10 protein-coding genes and 1 pseudogene are annotated in these 18,991 nt (G+C 36.9%); 8 read left to right on the top strand and 3 right to left on the bottom strand.

Going from position 1 to position 18,991, the window contains the following annotated elements; genetic code table 11:
* The 3 genes and pseudogenes from ACOVQ4_RS08405 to guaA all read left to right on the top strand — a co-directional run.
* A pseudogene (locus ACOVQ4_RS08405) lies at positions 1 to 368 on the top strand (hypothetical protein); the annotation flags it as partial.
* A 260-nt stretch (positions 369 to 628) separates the two neighbouring features.
* On the top strand, positions 629 to 1,873 hold the full coding sequence (locus ACOVQ4_RS08400; protein ID WP_421820205.1) for an MBOAT family O-acyltransferase: 1,245 nt from the start codon (positions 629 to 631) through the stop codon (positions 1,871 to 1,873).
* Between the two features lie 251 nt (positions 1,874 to 2,124).
* On the top strand, positions 2,125 to 3,651 hold the full coding sequence (gene guaA, locus ACOVQ4_RS08395) for a glutamine-hydrolyzing GMP synthase (protein ID WP_421820204.1): 1,527 nt from the start codon (positions 2,125 to 2,127) through the stop codon (positions 3,649 to 3,651).
* Positions 3,652 to 3,824: 173 nt separating this feature from the next.
* On the opposite strand, the gene ACOVQ4_RS08390 is transcribed toward guaA, so the two are convergent.
* The 3 genes from ACOVQ4_RS08390 to ACOVQ4_RS08380 all read right to left on the bottom strand — a co-directional run bounded on the left by ACOVQ4_RS08390 (position 3,825) and on the right by ACOVQ4_RS08380 (position 10,742).
* Positions 3,825 to 4,478, bottom strand: a complete 654-nt coding sequence (locus ACOVQ4_RS08390; protein WP_421820203.1) for a MarR family winged helix-turn-helix transcriptional regulator — start codon at positions 4,476 to 4,478, stop codon at positions 3,825 to 3,827.
* Positions 4,479 to 4,814: 336 nt separating this feature from the next.
* Complete coding sequence (locus ACOVQ4_RS08385; RefSeq protein WP_421820202.1) at positions 4,815 to 6,017, bottom strand: sensor histidine kinase; 1,203 nt, start codon at positions 6,015 to 6,017, stop codon at positions 4,815 to 4,817.
* Positions 6,018 to 6,164: 147 nt separating this feature from the next.
* Positions 6,165 to 10,742: a C25 family cysteine peptidase gene (locus tag ACOVQ4_RS08380; protein ID WP_421820201.1), complete on the bottom strand. Its 4,578-nt coding sequence runs from the start codon at positions 10,740 to 10,742 to the stop codon at positions 6,165 to 6,167.
* Positions 10,743 to 11,433: 691 nt separating this feature from the next.
* Between ACOVQ4_RS08380 and ACOVQ4_RS08375 the strand changes: the two genes are divergently transcribed.
* The 5 genes from ACOVQ4_RS08375 (at position 11,434) to ACOVQ4_RS08355 (ending at position 18,864) form a co-directional block, all read left to right on the top strand.
* On the top strand, positions 11,434 to 13,779 hold the full coding sequence (locus ACOVQ4_RS08375; protein WP_421820200.1) for an ATP-binding protein: 2,346 nt from the start codon (positions 11,434 to 11,436) through the stop codon (positions 13,777 to 13,779).
* A 109-nt stretch (positions 13,780 to 13,888) separates the two neighbouring features.
* Positions 13,889 to 14,812, top strand: coding sequence for a peptidoglycan bridge formation glycyltransferase FemA/FemB family protein (locus tag ACOVQ4_RS08370; protein ID WP_421820199.1), 924 nt, complete (start codon positions 13,889 to 13,891; stop codon positions 14,810 to 14,812).
* Positions 14,813 to 15,162: 350 nt separating this feature from the next.
* The gene (locus ACOVQ4_RS08365; RefSeq protein WP_421820198.1) at positions 15,163 to 15,540 is read left to right on the top strand and encodes a PadR family transcriptional regulator; all 378 of its coding nucleotides are present in this window, start codon (positions 15,163 to 15,165) and stop codon (positions 15,538 to 15,540) included.
* Positions 15,541 to 15,591: 51 nt separating this feature from the next.
* Complete coding sequence (locus ACOVQ4_RS08360) at positions 15,592 to 18,021, top strand: PspC domain-containing protein (protein ID WP_421820197.1); 2,430 nt, start codon at positions 15,592 to 15,594, stop codon at positions 18,019 to 18,021.
* Positions 18,022 to 18,153: 132 nt separating this feature from the next.
* A complete protein-coding gene (locus tag ACOVQ4_RS08355) occupies positions 18,154 to 18,864 on the top strand; it encodes a head GIN domain-containing protein (protein WP_421820196.1) in 711 nt (236 codons plus the stop codon).
* Positions 18,865 to 18,991 lie beyond the last annotated feature (127 nt).

Here is an 18,991-nt window from a genome sequence, read left to right as displayed (position 1 = left end):
CCACCTACGACTATGCCGTGGAAACTGCCCGAGAGGAAGGACTTCAAAAAGGTATCCAAGAGGGGTTGGAAAAAGGTATCCAAGAGGGACTTCAAAAAGGTATTCAAGAGGGGTTGGAAAAAGGTATCCAAGAGGGACTTCAAAAAGGTATCCAAGAAGGACTTCAAAAAGGTATTCAAGAAGGTAAGAAAGAAGGTATTCAAGAGGGTATTCAAGAGGGTATAAAAGAAGGAATAAAAGAGGGAATAAAAGAGGGGAAAAGAGAAGAACAATTAAAGATTGCACGTCAAGCTAAGGTTATAGGTTTAGGTACAGAACAAATCAAAATGCTCACTGGGCTATCTGAAGAAGAAATTAACAACCTGTAGGGTAGTCCCCTACAGGTATTTTTTACATTATGCTTTTTAACTCAATAGAATTTTTAGTTTTTTTTCCAATCGTTACGATTGGCTATTTTTTGTTACCCCATAAATTTAGATGGCTTTGGCTTTTGGTAGCATCCTGCTACTTTTACATGGCATTCGTGCCCATTTATATGGTCATTTTGGGCTTTACTATCATAGTTGATTACTACGCTGGCATCTTCATAGAACAAAATGAGGGTAGCCGACGAAAGTGGTTTCTAATCATGAGTCTTATTGCTAATATTGGGGTTTTAGCAGTTTTTAAATACTATAATTTTATCAACGAAAATATTACCTGGTTACTCAAAGGCTTTTCGCTTCAAAATTCTATCCCTTATTTGAATATACTTCTACCGATTGGATTATCCTTCCATACTTTTCAGGCCATGAGCTATACCATAGAAGTTTACCGAGGCAATCAAAAAGCAGAAAGGCATTTTGGGATTTACTCACTCTATGTGATGTTCTATCCACAACTGGTAGCTGGGCCTATCGAGCGCCCACAAAATGTAATTCATCAGTTTCATGAAAAACACTATTTTGACTACAAAAATGTGACAAATGGCCTTAAACTAATGGCTTGGGGTATGTTCAAAAAAGTGGTTATTGCAGATCGACTGGCTGCAATGGTTGGACAAGTATATGACCATCCACAAGGATATACGGGATTACCCCTAGTTATGGCAACTTGTCTGTTTTCTATACAAATATTTTGTGATTTTTCGGGTTACTCTGATATTGCCTTGGGTTCGGCTCAGGTGATGGGCTTTGAATTGATGAAGAATTTTGACCGTCCTTATTTTTCAAAAACTATTTCAGAATTTTGGCGCCGCTGGCATATTTCCCTATCTACTTGGTTTAGAGACTATTTGTATATTTCTCTTGGAGGAAATAGGGTATCCAAATGGCGTCGAGAATTCAATTTGTTCGTCGTATTTTTGGTAAGTGGTATATGGCATGGTGCTAGCTGGAATTTTGTAATTTGGGGTGCTATTCATGGATTCTATCTCATTTTTGCAAATCAAACCAAGGAGTTAAGAAATGTTTTGGTAGGTACGATTGGGCTCAATCGGTGGGATTCTTTCTATAAAATTATACAAGTAATTTGTGTGTTTGGGCTAACTAGCTTCGCATGGATTTTTTTCCGAGCCAAAGATTTTGACACGGCATCATATATTGTCAGCCATCTGTTTACCGATTTACCCCAACAGCTAAGCCAGTTAAATCATGAAGTGTTTTTTGCCAAAAATATCATGCTTAATAAAGGTGAGCTCAACTTCATAATCGTAATTTTGGCTCTAATCATGATGGAAAGTGTACATTGGGCACAAAGAGGTACCCAGCTACGTGAGAGCCTGCAAAGCAAGCCAACTTGGTTTCGTTGGATGTTATATTACGGAATTATATTTGCCACACTATTTATGGGAATGTACGAGGCTCCCGCTCAATTTATCTATTTTCAGTTTTAAGAACTAAAAACCTTACTTGAATGCGATAATGGCGCTATCTATCTTTTTAAGGTTCTAAAAATAAAAAACATTGTAGGATTTATTCAATTTTCAGCTCATAAATCAGCTTACTTTATTTTAACAAATATATTTTCAAGCATTTTTGAATAAGCTATGTGTTTTTTTACGAAATTTGCACCTTCTTTTTAGACACGTAGGACGATGAAGATAGGTTAAATGCCTAATTTTCAAGAGCCTAATCCCAAAGTATCATGACCGAAAAAATATTAATCCTCGATTTTGGTTCTCAAGTAACGCAATTGATTGCACGTCGTGTGCGCGAACTAAACGTCTATTGCGAAATTCATCCATTCAATCATATCCCTGCCATTGGCGATGATGTAAAAGGTGTTATCTTCTCGGGTAGTCCTTGTTCTGTTCGTGAAGAGGATTCTCCTCGCGTCGATATGTCTCTTTTCAGAGGAAAATTACCTTTGTTAGGCATTTGCTATGGAGCACAGTTGCTAGCTCATACTGCTGGTGGTGAGGTTTTTAACTCAGGACACCGTGAGTATGGTCGTGCTAAAATGACGAAAGTGCAATCATCTGAACTTTGGGAAGGTGTTTCGGAAGACTCTCAAGTATGGATGTCACACGGTGATACAATCATGTCTGTTCCTGAAAACTTTGAAATCATTGGTTCTACAGATTCTGTAAAAGTAGCCGCCTTCAAAATCAAAGACGAATCTACTTACGGCATTCAGTTCCACCCAGAGGTAACTCACTCTTTGGAAGGAAAAGATATGTTGAAAAATTTCGTAGTTGGCATTTGTGGTTGTAGCCAAGACTGGACTTCGGACTCATTTGTAGACTCGACTGTTGCTAATTTGAAAGAAAAATTAGGCGATGATAAAGTTGTATTAGGACTTTCCGGAGGCGTTGATAGTTCGGTTGCTGCCGTATTGATTCACAAGGCTATTGGCAAAAACTTATATTGTATTTTTGTAGATAATGGTTTACTTCGTAAAAACGAATTTGAAGAGGTACTTGAATCTTACAAAAACCTAGGATTGAACGTAAAAGGTGTTGATGCAAAAGAACAATTCTATACTGCATTAGCTGGCTTAACAGACCCTGAAGCAAAAAGAAAAGCAATTGGTAAAACATTTATTGATGTTTTTGATCAAGAAGCTCATCTTATTGAAGATGTAAAATGGTTAGGACAAGGTACTATTTACCCAGACGTAATTGAGTCTGTTTCGGTAAAAGGACCTTCAGCGACAATTAAATCTCACCACAATGTAGGTGGTTTACCTGATTATATGAAGTTGAAAGTTGTTGAACCTCTCAACACTTTATTCAAAGACGAAGTTCGCTTAGTTGGAAAGACACTCGGAATTGACCCAAATATTCTAGGTCGTCACCCTTTCCCTGGCCCAGGTTTGGCAATTCGTATTCTTGGAGATATTACCGCTGAAAAAGTTGACGTTCTTCAAAACGTAGATGCAATCTTCATCGGTAAATTAAAAGAAAAAGGATTGTATGACCAAGTGTGGCAAGCAGGTGCAATCTTGTTGCCAATCCAATCGGTAGGCGTAATGGGCGATGAGCGTACTTACGAAAAGGTTGTAGCGCTTCGTGCTGTAACTTCTGTGGACGGTATGACTGCCGACTGGTGTCATTTGCCTTATGAGTTTTTGGCTGAAGTATCTAATGATATCATCAACAAGGTAAAAGGAGTAAACAGAGTAGTATACGATATTTCTTCAAAACCACCAGCTACCATTGAGTGGGAATAAGCCTAAAAAATCACTCATCCTGAATTTAGCGATTGAGTAATTTTGTTAAAATTTGTATGCTAGCCATTTACATCGAGCATGGTAGCAAGAAAAAAGCGGTCGAAAAATGTGTTTTCGACCGCTTTTTTGATAAAAACTTGGAGAACAATCCTAATAGAGTACTCATGTTTCATCTATATCACCTTTTTCAAAATGTCTTCAATTTCCAAGGCACGCATTTCAGAGTAAACACTGGTATGAAAACGGTCTAGTTTGGCCAATACATGGAAAAGTAATTCTCTTTCATCTGCCTTTAGCACTTGGAATAAAATGGCATCTACTTTTATCATCTCAGGCAAACAACTCATAATCCAGTTCACACCTGCGGCAGTTATTTTTACTTGCTTCGAACGTGCATCATCGGGGTCATTAAACTCTTCTACAAGGTTATTTTTAATAAGCCGATTAATCACATTAGTACCCGAGGTAAACTCCGAAATATTCCTATGAATGAGTTCGCTTTTCCGCATAGCACCCATAAAATGTAAATCAGACAAGTAGGCAAAATCTTCAATATTATCTACAGGTAGATTTTGCATAGTTTTTTTTATATAAAAATGAAGATATTTCTGAACACGAACGAGTGCTTTTCCTAAGCCATTAGATGGCTTGACAACCCTACCTCCTGTGTGATGAATATATTCTTCATCCACTTGCTTAAATCTTACTAATTGTTGTTTTTGTAGATAATCTTGACAAAATTCTTCCAAGTTCCCCGTTGGATTCTCATTTTCAAACACCTCCCACGCCTTCACTAATTCAACTACTGGATTGGTTGTCTTTTTCATAAATATTTCAAATGCTTGTGCTGATTTCAAATACAATTTAAGGAGTAAATTGATTTTAAGTTAATTATTACTAAAAAAAGTAATAAGGATGTTTTCAAAAGTACTCTTTAGTAACAAATCGAGTTAGACATTTGTTCATAAAAAAGGCTTAAGAACTTATCTTAAGCCTACTTCCCTAAGATATTAGGTAATCGTGAAATTTATGTATTAGGTACCACACAACGAGTTTATTTTCAAAAAAACTACCTAGCTACTTTTACCGAAAACCGCTACCTGAAAGCCATAGGCTAAAGAAACAACGGTGTTTTTTATGAAATTATAGTAAACTTTTCATACTCAACTTGCCAAATCTTCTGGCGGCCCAGCAATAATAATTCGGAAGGTTGTTCCTTTGCCTACCTCGGAGTATTTGACAAATAGCTTTCCACTGTGATAGTTCTCGACGATTCGCTTGGCTAAGGTCAACCCCAAACCCCATCCTCGTTTTTTTGTACTAAATCCTGCGTTGAACACCTTACTGAGATTTTGTTTACTAATACCTTTGCCAGTGTCCGATATATCTATCACAATTTGATTATGTTTACCATTTTCCATTGTTACCTTCAATGCTCCAATGCCATTCATGGCGTCTACGGCATTTTTACAGATATTTTCGATTACCCACTCAAAAAGATACTTGTTAATTTTGACGGTTGGATGAGTCAAATGATTTTCAATAGTAAGCGATACTTTTGATGAAATTCTGCGCTTGAGGTAGCTCAAAAATACCTCTACCGTTTCTGCAACATTTTCTTCTTTTAAGACCGGAACTGAACCGATATTAGAGAAGCGCGTCGTAATTACATCAAGCCTTTGAACATCCTTTTCTAACTCCTTCACAATCTCAGGGTCAAATGTGGGATCAGATTTAAAAAACTCTACCCAGGCTGTTAATGAAGACAGTGGAGTTCCTAACTGATGGGCTGTTTCCTTAGCTAGCCCAACCCAAACCCTATTTTGTTCGGAACGGCGAGAGGCATCAAAAAACAAATACGCAGCCAACCCAAAAATCAAGACAACAATCAACTGAAATACAGGATAATAACGAAGCATATTCAATAGTCTGGAATTACCATAGTAGACGTATTCCTTATGAAAATCCATATCTAGTTCGATAGGCTGATTATCATCTCGCATAATTTCTGATAATTTTTCTCTCAAAAATGCTTGTTGCTCCTTTGAGTTCAACCCAGGCGGTATTTGAATGCTTTCGGAGGCCGTCAGATATCCTGATCCATCTTTAAGAATCACAGGAATGGTGATATTTTCGTTTGCCTTTTTAATTTTTTCAAAAAAGAAATTTACATCTTTATCCAAATCATTAGTCATCATAAACTTAAATGACTCAGCATAAAGCTGAATTTGCTCTTTCTCTCGTTCTTCTAATTTTGAAACAATACGGTCGGTAAAATATAGTGAAAATGCTCCAATGATTACACAGACAAACAAAAAGGCAATTTTCCACCAAGTATTTTTGCTATAAATATCAACAGTTAACATACAATAGTTATTGAGCGAATTAGCGAGTAATAATTTAAGTATTAATTTAGCAGGCAAATAGTTTTAATTTTTTCATTAATAATTAAAAATAGATTTTTGCCAATGCCTGTAGCTAAAAGCCGAAAGCTAAATTAGATTTAAGTTGTCCTACCTCCTATCCAATATAATCTTTCCAGAAAAAGTATCCTGTATCGACAACGAATCCTTCGAATCTTTATTTTGTAAAGTAAGTTTGTAAAAATACATTGCATTGGGCAAAATATAACCTTCTTGATTTCGTCCATCCCAAAAAAATTCTGTTTCGGCTGAGTTAACATCCTTTTGTATTTCAAAAAGCTTTTGTCCTGAATGATTAAAAATCTGAAAGATGGCCTTATAATCGGTATTGAGCAAATTTGACAACCGAATTTTCGACCAAGTTGTTAATGGATTAGGAAACACATCAATCGCTACAGGATTAGATTTATCCTTTAGTACAATCGGGATTTGATAGGTACTAATCTTTGATTTTTCAGCTGCTCTATCCAACGATCTTACCCTAATCCACACAGTATCTCTAAGCCAATTTTTTGGTTGAAAATGTAGTAATATTTTACCGCCAGAGGCCGATATGAGGCTAATATCAGCCTTATCTGTTTCTGACCAAGGGCAAGTACTGCAAAGCTTACTAAAAATTTCGATATTTTCTTTTTTCAAACTACTAAAAGGGTTGTTGTCTATCACCTGTATATCAAGAGCAGGATTGGGTGGAAAATGTTCAAACTTTTGAGCAATTTTACTATTCACCCTAACCCACATAAGAGGTGGAATCGTATCTTCTTTTACTTTTATTATGAATTGACTGAGATTGTTCAAAAAATTAGCTTCGCTTTTTCTGAGCGGGTTTATCCAAAAACGTAGTATATATTCGCCCGCCCGCTCAAAAATCAAGGACAACTCTGGTAAAACAATAGAATCATGAGGCATGATAGGTGAAAGAGCCTGTGTATTGGTTTGTAATATCTCTCTATTCTTCAAAACTTGCCATTGCAAAATAGTGCTATCCACAAATGGCGCGTCAGACAAATTAAAAGCTGCAAGTTTAATCTTAGCTGCTTGGCCGATTTCTACTACTTGTTGCTCGGGAATAGCTTGCAAGACCAAATCGGGTAGAGGTGTCGAATGTACACCCCAATAATGAAGTTGACTAGCCTCTTGTACTTGCTTTGCTATAAAACTTATGTTTGCAGAAGTGACAATATTTGAAGGAAAAGGGTGTTTCAATGAAAATTTCTCAGAAAGCGGATAAGGTGATCCATTCAGCCAAATTTCATATTTTGCTGAAGTTTCTAAAGGAGAAATATCTACAAAAACATTTTCAACATAACCTAGCGCACCTAAATTTGGTGGATTTATACGCCAGTCAGTCTTTTCCGGAAATAAAGTAATCGTATGATTGATAGTAGACGTAGAACCATTCCCCAATTTTTCGAATACCTTATTTCGTCCTTTTTGTACAACCAACAAAAAGGGGATTCCTAGTGGTAAAGCTTTCAATTGCGAAACCGAAAAACCTAATTCTTGTAACTTTGACCAAATTTCAGCAGTCCATTGTTTGGTATCGACACGTCCGTGTGACCACAAAAGAAGCCATTCGCCATCGTTTAGTTTTTGTAAAAATGTTAATAAAGGATTTTCTCCTAGTAGCAGATTTTCGTTTAAATTTTGAACCCAATAAGGTGAATTTCCACAACTTAATTGGGGCAAAATATGAAAGGGGCGTAATTGTTCATCAAACGTAAGAGCGTTGAGACTACTCCAAGGATAACATAGTCCATTTCCTAACCATTGCTGCTGGTTTACCTTGACCCATCCCAAATAATTACTTTGAGGGATGTCTGCTCCTGGCACGAACAAGGATATTTTCAACGTATCAGACTGGATTTTCCAAGCCTCATTCTCCCACTTTATTCCACTCGATTGAACAGATTGAAAGTGTTCGTCGGTACGTTGTATCCAACCCAAAGGACTATCTGGAATAAAAGTAAAAGTACCCTTTTGCAGTAACTTTTCACCAGACATCACTCTCCAATAATAGGTGGTGGTATCTTTTGCGGAGCTTTTGAAAAGATAACGAAAAATTCCCTTCTCAACGAGTTGTTGTTGGTAGATAATTGATGAAAACGTTTTGTTAGAGGCTACCTGAAGCGTAAATACTTTATCAGAATTTTTGCTACCTTCCAACCAAATTTCTGGCTTCGACACAATTGCCCAATTCTGAGGATAATACCATTGTAAATCCTTTTTGAGTTGCAAACTATGTAGTACAATTTCGTTATTAGTTCTGTTGGCTTCTGTCAGACTATTTTCTTCATCAAGTACCATTTTGAGATGAAGCGTATCGCTCTCCCAATTGGCGTCGAAGGGCACAATCAAGCTTAGAGAATCTAAGCCAATTAGCTTTTTGGTGTACATAGTCTGAAATACCTCTTTGTGGTTGATATAAAGATGAACCGAAAAGGGTAAATCTGCAATTTTTCCAAAATTCAAAATTTTGACACCTATCCGTACAGAGTCTGAGCGGGATTCTAGAGTCAAACTATTTTCTAAAAAAGCTATATCAGGCTGAGCTATGGCCTTGAATATTTTGATAGAAGGGTCTCCTTGCAGAGTAAATTGTTGCAAGGTAGTTTTGAGATAGGGCTCCACGGTAGGGTTTTCTAGCAAAGTTTTTTGTACCTCCCCCAAAGATTGAGCTAATTCATTTTGAAAAAATTCTTGATAAAAAGATGTTGAAAAATCATACAAGGAATTGGGATAGGCTAAATGTGTATGAGCCAGAAAAGCAATAGCACCACGATTAGCAGACAATATCCAATCGGTACTTAATGCCTTTTTTTCTGTAAAAAAATCACCCGCATCACAGCCATTCACCAGTACAAATGGATATTTTGCTTGATTTTGGTAGCCCAAATCAGGATTGCTAGCATAGCCAATATCAAGATCAAGCTGGCCAATTGCCGAATGCCCCAAGAGCGTAATCATTGCTAAACCATGGTTGACTTCCTCGGCTACATTTCTTGTCTCGACATAAGCATCCGTTTTTTTCCCGATTGTTTGAACCTCCAAGTTTTGACTAAGGGCAATCTGTGCTAACGAATCCAAATAGGCCCTAAAAAGCGTTTGCTCGATGCCGTATCTGCCACCGCTCAAATGTAATATTTGCTTACGCCCTTCATAGGTATTGTCGTCTTTTTCAAAAACAATAACTTTCCTAAGATAGGCTTCCACTTCAGCATTAGTTTCGGCAGGAATGCGTCCAATTGATATATTTTTATTGATGGCAAATGGAGTATCCGAACAAGGATAGCCAAAAGTAGGGACAACATCTCGAACAAAAGTTAAAGGATTTTTTCGTGCATTTTGTGGATAGGTGCCCGTTCCAATCAACAAAACATACACGGGTTGGGGGAGATTGCTGTATGTAGCAAAATACCGTTGAAATGCTAGAGTAGACTTATCTCCAAAGTTATACAAATCATAAATCATCTGACTACTCACTACTTGACAACGAAACCCTCCTCCTGCTTGAGTCTGACGGTAGGCAGCGTACAATTGAGCACTTGCCCATAAATCCTTGTTAGTGACTATCAAAAAATTGGCGGCAGAATCAACCTTCCATTCATCGAGGCTACTGATATTGGTCATAGTCTTTGGTTTATCCCAAACAAAAATCTCCTTAGCTTTTGTCCGAACACTGTCATGGTTTGATACTGCTTTTAGCGGAATGTTTCGATCGGATATATTCCAAACTTGAACCTTGGGAAGGTATAAGGATTTGGCGTTTGCGGTTTTCCACAAATATGAGGTATTCTCTAAGGCATGGATTTTTTGTAAATAGGCATATTTCAGGAATGCTATTCCAAATTGAGAATTTTCGCCTCTTAAAATAATTTCTGTACCTTTAGACAATAATACTTCACCTTCCCAATTTTTACACTCAGCAGGTTTTAACTCAATATTTGCTAGAAGCACATTCCCCTGCCAAATTCCTATTACTTGGCTGGTAGCCAGTTGACTAGCCAACCTTAAACTTATCTTAATGGTATCGCCAGCAATTTGGGTGGTATCCAAAGAAAAGGTGGCAGGTAGTTGGTTCGAGTACCGCTTACTCATCCAACCTTCGGCAGATTGGTAGAACGAATCCCAGATTTGCTCATTTTCAAATGGAGTTAAAACCAAACCAGGAAAATACAAATCAGAGAATACGCGAGTAATTGATTGAGTACCAATCTGTGTTGGAACATAAATCTCCGTATCAGTTACAAGCTCCTGAGTAATACGCAAAGAAGAACTACGATGTGGCTCATAAGTGAGGATATAACTTGCCGTATCTGAAAATAAACTATATTCGAAATTAGGTTGAGCTTCAGGACTTTGATACAAAGCGGAATCTACCAAACCATCGTTTGGAAAACCCATAAATAACAGATAGTCACCTTGTAATAAATAGGAACTATTTTTGCTATGAATATCTATTGCAACCTCTTTGCCTTGTCGATAAAGATGAATATATTGATTTTCGATTACAAACGACCAATATTTTTGTAAAGTCTCATACGGTAATTCATAAACGGCCTTTTGTGCTACGGGAAGTCGAAGAGCGGGATAATAAGAGGCTAATTGAGCGAATCCAATTTGGCTAATGGCAATAAATACGGATATCCAGAAAATGATTTTTTTCATATCGACAGGTGTATTTTAAACATTGTATAGAAATATTTTAGTTTAAAATTACAAAAAAACTTAAAATTTTAATTAAAAATTAAAATTTTCAAAAGCTTAGCTTTAATATTACACAATTTCAGATAAGTTGGTAGGCAAAATGAAATCTACTTTTTGAGCTTTCAGCTTTGGGCATTCGGCAAAAATATATTTGTAATTACTAACAAAACATGTTAAAACACTGTGCCTTGTGCCTGTTGCCTCTTGCCTTCAACAAAAAACTTTAATTTAATTCTGCACTGATACTTAAGTTAGTGCGCAAAATAAAATTTAAGATTGGGCATTGGGCTGTCAGGTATCGGCTTTCGGCGGTGGGTTTTGGAAAAAAGCATGGCTGTAGGCAATAAAAAACATTTGAACACTCTGTGCCTTGTGCCTGTTGCCTAAAACACAAAACTTAAATCTAATTTTGCATAGATACTTAATAATATATCTGTTGTTGGAATGTACTCATCATTGGAAGGATACTGTAAAGTGTGCTACAGATATGTTAATAATTTAATCTTTCCTTTTACTTAAAACAGGCTTGCTACTATTTAATTGCCAATTAATGATTATCAATGCAGAAATGATTGTTCTATTGAGATATTGAATCATTAGTAAGTCACTATATTTGCCATTAGATCCGATTATAATAAAACATCCATCAGAAGTGCTTTTAAAAAAATATACCAACTGGCAATTTAACACATTGAACCCTGCTGATTTGGCGGAGTTCGAAGCCGACCGCTTATCATTTCAAAGCAGAGCGATTGTTTTTGCTTTAAAAATTGGCATTTTCTTAATGCCTCTATTAACGATTAGTGATATTTTTGCCCTCAAGGACATATTATCTACGAAGGCTTGGAAAGGTTATTTGGTAGGGCTTTTAACCATCGAATTACTATTTATTCTTTATCATCAACAGATTACGAAGCTAATTCCTCAAAAAGAAAAAATTAGCACCCTCAAAGTTTGGATTACCTTGGCAGTATTAACGCTAACGGTGATGCAATATGGAACCTCCTTCATGGCAAAGCATTACGGCGCAGAGCTATCGATGATTGCCTTGGCTATTTCTTATTTCAACCTTTCTTTCATGCTCAATGCCAAAGAGAGGTTTTATTACAATCTTATCTGTTTAGTTTTTTTCTTTTTGGGTTATCTCACCATTTTCCCCAAAGCATATATTTTGATAGACACCATGCTAGTAGCAGTTGGCTTAAGTGTTTCTTTGTATTTTGCTGGTGATATAATTTATAAACTTCAGTTAGAAAAATTTGCTCAAAATCGCCTTTTACTCAATAAAACTCAAGAGCAAAATGTACAGCTAAAACGCGCCATCAGAAATCAAAAAGATATATTGGAGGTTCTTTGCAACGAAATGGGTGTAAGCACTGAAGCTCTCGACTTCGACAATGCAGATGCCCTTGGGTATCAAACCAAAGCACTTTTACTTCGTTTTGCAGAGTACAAACAACAAATTCTTGAATCGAAAGAGCGTTATCAAGACCTCTTTATGAACATGAATGATGGCGTGGCTATCCTTTCAGAAAAAGGAGTAGTTAAAGAGGCAAACGATACGTTTTTACAAATACTTGGTGTTGGAAGGGAAGAAATGACCTCCTACAGTTTAGGTCGCTTGGTACATCCTGACGACAGAGAACATTCTAATAGCTATCTCCAAAAGCTCTTGACCGAGGGTTTTTATAAAAACTATGTAGGTAGAATTATTCGTGGCGATGGCGAAATTAGATACTTGGAGGTCAATTCAACGGCGATTGTAGAAAATGGAGAATTTAAGGGTTCACGAGATATAATCCGTGATATTACCCATCGAAAACTAGCCGAACAAGCGCTTGAGGAGGCTCGCAATGCAGAAAAGCAGTTCTTGTCTACGATGAGCCATGAGATTCGTACTCCGCTAAATGCCATCATTGGTATTACGCACCTACTTTACGATACGCATCCTAATCCTCAGCAAGTTGAGTATTTTGATATTCTGAAAAACTCTTCGCAATTTTTGCTCAACTTGATTACCGATTTGTTGGATTTTGCGAAAATGGATGCTGGAAAAATTACGGCACATCCCAAGGATTTTGACTTGAAAGGCTTACTAAAAACCATACAGCAGACCTTCCAAATGAAAGTGACTCCGAAGGGATTGGATGTCGACTTTATGGCAGATATGCGTATGGACCAATTCTATCATGCCGACGAAACGCTTATTTACCAAGTACTTTTCAATTTATTGGGTAATGCAGACAAATTTACTGAGAAAGGCAAGATTGGTCTAAAGGTGAAAATTTTAGAGCGAAACGAGGAAGATACCCTATTTGAGTTTCAAGTATTTGACACAGGTATGGGAATTCCTGCCGATAAGATTGATTTAATTTTTAATAAATTTACTCAAATACACGACAAAAATAAAATCAAAACGCCTGGTACAGGACTAGGCTTGTCGATTAGTAAGCAAATTGTTGAATTTTTAGGTGGAAAAATTTGGGTAGAAAGCGTTGAAGGAAAGGGTACAAAGTTTTTCTTTACACTTCGTCTACCAAAAGCAGTTTCGGCCAATGGACTCGCTACCGAAGAACCTTTAGCTTTGACCGAAACCAAAAAAGCCTCTGAGCCTAGCTCGGTGTTGGAAGGGTTCAAAATATTATTAGTAGAAGACAACGAGCTAAATCGCAAATATGCTACTACCCTACTCAAAAAATGGAAAATTGACTACGATATGGCTTTTGACGGCGCAGAGGCTTGTCAAAAAGCATTAGACAAAAAGTATGATTTGATTTTGATGGATATACAAATGCCAATCATGGACGGCTACGAAGCTACTATCAAAATTACCAATACCGAAAATCCTAATAAAAATACGCCTATCGTAGCGCTTACTGCAAGCGCCTTGGTATCTCAAAAGGATAAAGCTTTAGAATGCGGTATGGCGGATTATTTGAGCAAACCTTTTACACCAGTACAACTAAAAAGCATTTTAAATAAATTCGCAATCATGTAAACCTTTTGAGTGATGAATTGTGAGTTTTGAGTTTTGAATAAAAAATTAAAACGTTAATTATCAACAACTTATAATTTACCACTCACAACTCAGCACTCAAAACTCTCCCATGCTACACTTATTAAATCACTACGCCACTCAAGAGGAGTGCTCGTTTACACTATCGTTATTTTTTCGACCTGAACACCTACATTGGCAATCCAGCAAACAAGCGATAGGGTTTGCATGGTACAATAATGACCATGCTATCTATCAAGCTTTAGCGTATTTCTGGATAGAAAACCACCAAGCAAGTAGTCCCAAAGCAGCTAGTTTTGGCGGTTTTGATTTTGATAGACAGCTTTCTGAGCAACAACTTTTTACCTTTGTAGAAGAAGTATTTTGCTGGTTAAAAACGCAACAAATTCATACGGTTCAAATCATTCAAACTCCTGTCTGCTATCAAGCTCATCATATAAGGTTAGAAAAAGTATTGACATCTTTTTCCGAAAATACCATCTATGAAACCAATCAACATTTGGCTATTTTAGATATCCCTTTTACTGAAATAATACATTCTGTAGCAAAACGGAGGTTGACCAAGTGCGAAAAAGAAAGCTTTGTTTTCGAGAATAACTCACAGAAAGTTCATGAACAATATGACTTTATTCAAAAAGTACGATTGCTCAAAGGAATTCCTGTAAGTATTTCCAAAGCAGATTTTTTGTCACTATTCGAACACTTTCCTGAAAGTTTTATTCCCTTCACTCTATATCATAACCATCAAATTATTGCAACATGTACAGCTATAGTGGTTGTTCCTCATCAAATTTTATACTACTTTTTTCCTGCAAGCGACCCCAACTATAATGCATTTAGTCCCAGTATTTTACTTATCAAATATTTGTATGAATACGCCCAAGTACATAAATTTCAGATTTTGGACCTAGGAATTTCATCAGTAAATGGCATTTTGAATGAAAATTTATTCCGATTTAAGAAAAATCTAGGTGCTATTGCTACGACCAAACAAATAGTTCATGCCAAAATATAGGATTATCCATTTGAGAAACTTTCTCCTTATTCATTCCCCTTTGCATCTTGATTATTGATGTATCAGCAGCTTTGTACCATCTCCAAATGTTTAAGCCTTGCTCCTGACGCAACTACAGGTTTATATTTTACCATTCAACCATATTTCTGACCATTTATCCAGCATAAATAAAAAAATTCCCTATAGTACTTTGCATTACATAGTACCTTTTTATATCTTTGAACTAAGGATTACCCAGTAGTGGGTATTGTCCAAGTAAATCGACTAAACACCGCAGTAGACAGATAAGACAAACCGACAGAAATTTACTGTTTTTGCTAAAGGTCTAGGCTAACAAATATTAAGAAACTATGGATTTAGAAAATGCCAAAGTGCAGATGCGGAAGGGAATATTGGAATTCTGTATTCTGCAAATCATATCGAGAGGAGAAGTATACGCCTCGGATATGCTCGAAGAACTAACCTCTGCCAAGATTATGGTCGTAGAAGGGACACTCTACCCTTTATTGACAAGACTTAAAAATTCTGGCTTGCTAGATTACAAATGGGTTGAGTCCTCTTCTGGACCGCCTCGCAAATATTATGTTTTGACCGAGAACGGTAAATCTTTTTTAGAACAACTAGAAACCACTTGGAAAGAGTTACAAGAATCCGTTGCTCAAATCATTCAGGATAGCTATCATAAAAAACAAGAGGCTACTGAAAAAAACACGGAGGAACAAGCCTAATTTAACCTTAAACCAATTATCACACCGCGTGAGCAAAAATTGAATTTTCCGATGAAAAAGACCATTTCTATCAATATAGCAGGTATTATTTTCCACATAGAGGAAGATGGATACGAAAAATTGGGGCTTTATCTCAAGGCTATCCAATCGCACTTTGCTTCTTATGAAGGTTCAAAAGAAATTATCGAAGATATTGAATCTCGTATTGCAGAAAAATTTTGGGACAAACAAAAACGTGATGCCAAACAGGCTATTACCCTAGAAGATGTAGACTCACTTATTGCTTCAATGGGAACAGTTTCTGATTTTGAAGCAATCCAAGAAGAAGAAGATTTAGTAACAGAAGAAAAAGCGCAACAAACTGCCCAATCAACACAATCTGAACAAAAATCTACTACTTCTGAACAATATGAGTATCCAAGATTTGAGACTGCTAAAAAGCTTTATCGCGATACACAACGTAAGCTTTTGGGTGGTGTTTGTGCTGGCTTTGCACACTATTTAGGCATTGACGCCCTTTGGGTACGTTTGATTTTCTTAGTCACTTTCTTAGGATTAAGTCCATTGACAGAATCTCCACTAAGCGGTGTTATCTTTGTTTTGTATATCGCCTCATGGATTGCCTTTCCTGCCAATGCTTTCTTGGAAGAAGACGACACTGTAAAGAAATTTTATCGTAACCCTGACAATAAAGTCTTGGGTGGTGTGGTAAGCGGATTAGCCTCTTACACAGGTTTTGACTTAGGAATGCTACGTTTTGTATTTGTCTTACTGATTTTTGCCTTTGGTTCGGGTATTGTTATTTATCTGATTTTGTGGGCAATAGCTCCCGAAGCCAAAACCATTACCGATAAAATGCAAATGACTGGCGAACCCATCACGTTGGAGAATATCGAGAGTAATATCAAGCGTACATTAAATATTGAAAACAAGCCCGAAGATACTCTTACGAAGGCACTACTATTGCCTTTCAGAATGATGTCGCAGGTATTCAAAGCACTTGGTCCGATAGCCAACTTTGCCATTATCTCATTTAGATTCTTTGCTGGTGGTATGATGATTTTCACATCTCTAGTAACCATCGTAGCGTTATTTTTCTCTTTATTCGTTGGTTTTACGGCGCTCGAAACGGCAAATGTATATATTGGCGACAACCTACCCTTAGGTTTTTTGGCTCGTGACGCTTCTCCTTTTATGTTTATAGCAGGTTTTTTAGCTGCCATTGCTCCTGCTATTGCGGTAGGTATTGCGGGAATTTCCTTAATTATCCGTCGTAATATTTTTACCTCAGTAGTTTGGCAAAGTCTATTAGGGATTTTTATTGTAGGCTTATTTGGTGCCATGTATACAGGAATAAGTTATGCCAAAAACTTCTCAAGAAGCGCAAGTATCCAGCAATCGTCCACCCTTGATTTTGGCAAAAAAACGCCTTTATTTACTATCAAGCGTGTTTCTGACCATATAGAGTTTGTTCCATCACTCGAAATTATTGGCTATGAGGGAGACGCCTACAAACTTGAAAAAGAATATTATGCAAAGGGTATTGATAAAAAAGATGCAGAAAGAAATGCTTCAGAAATTCTTTATACCTACTCAAAAGTTGATTCTGTTTTATCTTTTGATGAAGAATATGAGTTTACCGAAAATGCTCGTTTCCGTGCCCAGCGAGTTCGTTTGAGACTATATGTTCCATACGAAAAACCATTTAGCATGACCCGAGAATTTGCTTCGTTCATCGAGAATAGAATTTCTGGAGGATACTTTGATGGTGAGAAAGATTTGTTTAAAGGCTCTTTGTGGCAGTTTACTCGTGAAGGCGAACTTGTATGTTTAAACCGTTTCCCTGTAGAAAACAACTATGATAACGATAGCAACTCTTCTGATGATGAGACTGATTTCGCACCTAATGACTTTGTACAAAAATTCCCGCTCAAAGACTTCGACAAAGTCCAATCAGCTATAGAAACTCCTTCTGAAGTATACATTCGTTTTGGAGAAAATTATAAAGTAGAAGTTGGCGGTGACCAAAAAGATGTGGAAAACATCCTTGCGGAGGTAAAAGACAGAAAGTTAATCATTACCCAAAAGAACGCCAGCAAACAGGCAGGCTTCTTGACGGTGCATATTACGCTTCCAAATCTCTCATATCTTAATTTAGAAAAAGGTTTTGGCAATGTGAGAATCAAAGATATTCAGGCGGATAACTTCCAATTAGAAACCAAAGGGCAATATAAAATTCGGGCTACAGGTCATTTGGGTAATTTTACAGCTGAACTTGCTGGCCTCACTAATTTGGAGGCCTTTGAATTAGATATTGAAAATGCTAAAATTAATGCAACAGAAAATGCCCACGTTGAGGTAGATATAAATCAAAACCTTGAGGCTAAGGCTTCTGGCGTTGCGCAAATTCGTTATAAGGGAAATCCGAACCTTCAAAAAACGATAAAAGATAGTGGTGTAATCAAACCCGAGATAGATTAGATCAACCTACAGAGGCATAATGTCAAACACGTTATGCCTCTGTTTTTGAAATACTTTTGATTTTTTTCAAAGCTCATGCAACCTTACTTTCAGTCTTTGCATCTTATCGACAAAACTTAATCAATCAACGTTATGAAACTTCAAACCTACTTTCGCCAAGCTCTTATGGCTGGTGCTTTATTCTTAGGAACAAACTTGGCTCAAGCCCAAAGCCAAAAGGATTTTAACTTTACTGGATTCAACGAAATCGAAATGTCTAGCGCATTTGTGGTAGATGTAACGCATGGCAATACTTTCAAGGTACACGTAGATGCAGAAAGAAGCGAAGATTTAGAAGATTTAGAAGTAAAAGTTTCGGGTAAACGCCTGATTGCACGCTATAAAGATAAAGGAAGCTGGGGCTGGAACAAAAACCGTAAACGCGTACATTTCAGCATTGTTGTACCAGATATTAAAGCTTTAGATTTTTCGGGCGCAACAAAATCAAAAATTTCTGGTTTCAATGACCTTGAATACCTCAAAGTGCAATTCTCTGGGGCTTCAAGCTCAGAAATTAATGTAAATGTTGATAAACTTCTATTTGATATCTCTGGTGCTTCTAACGTAACATTAAAAGGAAAAGGAAGTATCATGAAATTAGATGCTTCGGGTGCTAGTAAATTTAATGCCCTTGAGTTTGTGGCAAAAGATGCAGACTTAGATGTTTCGGGTGCTACAAGTGTACGTGTAAATGCTTCAAAAACATTGAACGTTGAAGCTAGTGGTGCATCTTCAGTACGTTACAGAGGTACTCCTTCTGTGCGTAGCGATGCATCTGGTGCCTCTTCAGTAAGAAGCGAATAAGCTGTTAAACCTCTTTAAATATTTTTTGATAAGTGCTTTCAAACAAGAAGTCCCATTTGGAATAAAATCCAGATGGGACTTCTTGTTTGAAATAGGATATTGTGGAAAAAGATTTTCAAATTCTAAA

It is taken from the genome of Flectobacillus sp. (assembly GCF_049240685.1).
GTDB lineage: Bacteria > Bacteroidota > Bacteroidia > Cytophagales > Spirosomataceae > Flectobacillus.
Note: the sequence above shows the minus strand (reverse complement) of the source record. Positions and strands in the feature narration are given on the sequence as shown.